The following is a 3220-nucleotide window of genomic DNA, read 5'->3' as shown; positions in this document are numbered from 1 at the left end:
ATCTGCAACTGACGGGCGTCCAGCATTCTCAGGGTATCGAAGGCAATTTAGGCGTTTTGGTCAAAAGCGTTTCGCAAGGGGATTGGGAGCATTTTTTCCTGGCAACCTACTGGCGGGATATCGAAGCAGTAAAAGCCTTTGCCGGTGATGACTATCATGTTGCCGTGACCTATCAGTACGATGAACAGTTTGAATTGCTGTCTGATCCTTATGTGTTTCAGCATGAGGTTGAGGGTGTGGTGGGTAAACTATGGAATTAATCGAAACGGAGTTATTCGGCCCATTGATAGCACCTGATGAATTTTGGCAGATTATTGAGTTTGCTTCTGTGGACAAAGACGGCGCACGAAATATCTATCTTTGGAGAGGTCAAGGCAACATTGAGTGGCCTATTCATAGCGGGGCATATAGACGGCTCGCGAAAGATAAAAGTTATCTTCCTTCGGAAATGAGTATGCGTGACTATGAAAGGGAGCTTCTAAGTAGTGCGAAACACCAAGGATATCATTACGAAAATGGGCGAGTGCTTTGTGATTTTGAATTACTGGCAAAGCTTCAACACCATGGTGCAGCAACACGTTTGGTAGACGTTTCAAGAAATATGCTTGTTGCCCTCTGGTTTGCCTGTAATTCTGAAAGAGATAAAATCGGACTATTATTCGGTCTGCATTGGGCAAGCGTTCGTGGCTTTGAGGGAAGGCCTGAACTACGAACTTACAATGAAATATTTGGTTCAGGCGATCCGAAACCAGATGATGTCTTGGAGGTGTGCCCAAGATTATGGCAACCACCTGTTGTGACGAAAAGGATTGCCGCTCAGAATGCACAATTCTTATATAGCCGAGTTAGCGATGAACTAGAGGGAAGCTTATTATTCCAAAAAAATTCGCAATGGGTAAAACTAATTGCTCTTACACCGGACATGAAGAGGGAGTGCTTAGTCATGCTCGAAAAGGTTTTCGACATCAGGCAATTTACTCTTTTCCCCGACATTGATGGGTTTTGTTATGCCAACAGCACCAGTTTTGAAAGTCATAGTAATGAGCGCTGGTAGTGATAAGTTTTATCTGGCACTCAGTATCTCAATGAGATTATACAATTAAAGTACGCTAAAATATTATTCCACAAGCAATGAAAGCATTGTGACCGGTGGGTTATATTAAACCTAATAGGCAGATGTATCACTTACCCGTTAAGGTTATATCAAAGTTAGTTGTGTCATCCTGGCTAGACTCAGACCTATTCTCGTTTTCATCTATGGTATACCTTTTCCTTTAGTTGCAAACATCTTCGACACCCTGCAGCCAGAACGGCTGGCAGGGTAGCGTTCACACATTTATTGACCAGTTGTCACTTTGCGGACTGCCATGCGTGATTCCCTCCAAAGAAGGGGATATTTAACTGTATACAAAAGGGTCTTCCCCCGTTGTGGTGGCTATTGTAGGATTTGGTTGTTCACCGAACAATGGGAGGTACCACTTGAGTAATGCTGCTGTTGTCATCAGAAATTACAGTTCTACTTTTCCTGACCCTATTTTGATAACGAAAAATGATACTGCCGTTATTAGCCATTGTGACCTTGAATATCCGGGGTGGGTATTGATAACACTCACCTCAGGGAAAGCCGGATGTGCTCCCCAACAAATATTTTCTCCCCCTCAGTTCTAAAGAAGTTATCTGTCTTGAAGACTATATGGCCCATGAACTCTCAGTCAGGTCCAGCGAGAAAATTCTGTCATCTAGTCTCTAAACTGCTGGTGCTGGGCGCTCAAACATTCTGGAGAGTATGGTTTGGTGCCAGAAAAATGTATAAGTACCTAACCAACCCAGAGCACTTTCATGGACAAAAATCCCTCTATCCTTATCCTGTCTTTACCGTGGCAGGTTCAGTTTCTTTCTCTTGTTGAAAAATCCTGTTCTGTGACGGACATTGTCGGCATTGCTGGGCACACACAACTGCCCCCCAACCTGCGGTAAATCCTGCTCCATACATGTTCACCGGCGTCGCAAGTGGCATCACCTCGATACCTGTCAGTTCAACCCGCTGGTTGAGCTGATGTCCCCTGCGTGGTCTTCACCGAGCACGGTTACCAGACACTTCCGGTTCCGTGGAAGGGCCAGGCAGCCGCTTTATGAAAAAGCATAAATATTAAGCAACCACAAGCTCCTCATTTGCAGTGATTGCTGCTGAACGCTCATTTTCAATAGCTAAGGACTCTCTATATTCTTTGGCGTCCGCAAACATTGTCCAGTGCGCACTGATGCTCATATCTTCAATAGTTGATTTGATATCCTTTATCCTGACATTGAAGAACTCTTTACGAGCATTAATCTTGTTCACTTGCCTGTCATTGAATACTTTATGCAAATGGTTTTCTAGTGAAGGCGCATCGTCACTGTAAATCATGGCATGTACATCAAATGAGAATGGAACGCTGGCGTCACCAAGTTCACGAACGCGGTCTAATGGTTCTAGACGACGTGTCATCCCAATTTTGTATACGTGTTCACCGAAAGAGCCAATATTGCTGATAACATATACGTGGCCTGCACGTGTTTGCTGGGCCATTGAAATTGCTCTTTGGTGACCTGCCCCCAGGATTAGATACAACCGTCAGTTAGTAATGTCGGTTTGTTTACCTTCACATTTTCCATTTCGCCACCGTGCTGCAAACTCTGATGGCGTCAGATAATTCAGTGCCGAATGTGGACGACACTCGTTATAATCCTGCCTCCAGTCGTTAATGGTTTTCCTGGCGTGAACGATATCGCTGAACCAGTGTTCGTTCAGACACTCATCGCGAAAGCGTCCGTTAAAACTCTCAATAAATCCGTTCTGCGTTGGCTTACCTGGCTGGATAAGCCGTAGTTCCACACCATGCTCAAAGGCCCATTGATCGAGCGCGCGGCAGGTAAATTCCGGGCCCTGATCGGTTCTTATTGTCGCCGGATAGCCCCGAAACAACGCGATGCTGTCCAGAATACGCGTGACCTGAACGCCTGAAATACCGAAAGCAGCGGTGATCGTCAGACACTCCTTCGTGAAATCATCCACACAGGTCAGGCACTTGATCCTGCGACCGTTGACCAGTGCGTCCATAACGAAATCCATCGACCATGTAAGGTTCGGCGCATCCGGGCGAAGAAGCGGAAACCGTTCGGTCGCCAGCCCTTTACGGCGTCGTCTGCGTTTTACGCTCAGTCCATTAAGGTGGTAAAT

The 3220-nt window shown here is 45.8% G+C and carries 2 protein-coding genes and 3 pseudogenes; 3 read left to right on the top strand and 2 right to left on the bottom strand.

Going from position 1 to position 3220, the window contains the following annotated elements:
• The 3 genes and pseudogenes from AC1DUO_RS23815 to AC1DUO_RS23805 all read left to right on the top strand — a co-directional run.
• Positions 1 to 260 (top strand): hypothetical protein (locus AC1DUO_RS23815; RefSeq protein ID WP_477989054.1); only part of this gene is annotated, 260 nt, incomplete at its 5' end.
• Positions 251 to 1054 carry an FRG domain-containing protein gene (locus AC1DUO_RS23810; RefSeq protein WP_121019247.1) on the top strand — a complete coding sequence of 268 codons (804 nt, stop codon included), beginning with the start codon at positions 251 to 253 and terminating at the stop codon, positions 1052 to 1054. The genes AC1DUO_RS23815 and AC1DUO_RS23810, both read left to right, overlap by 10 nt.
• A gap of 785 nt (positions 1055 to 1839) precedes the next feature.
• Positions 1840 to 2127, top strand: a pseudogene (locus AC1DUO_RS23805) (ISL3 family transposase); the annotation flags it as partial.
• Between the two features lie 22 nt (positions 2128 to 2149).
• Here AC1DUO_RS23805 and AC1DUO_RS23800 read toward each other — a convergent pair.
• Positions 2150 to 2593, bottom strand: a pseudogene (locus AC1DUO_RS23800) (GIY-YIG nuclease family protein); the annotation flags it as partial.
• Between the two features lie 21 nt (positions 2594 to 2614).
• Positions 2615 to 3220: pseudogene (locus AC1DUO_RS23795) on the bottom strand (IS3-like element ISRaq1 family transposase); the annotation flags it as partial.

This window comes from Rahnella sp. P4_A8 (assembly GCF_056402435.1).
Note: the sequence above shows the minus strand (reverse complement) of the source record. Positions and strands in the feature narration are given on the sequence as shown.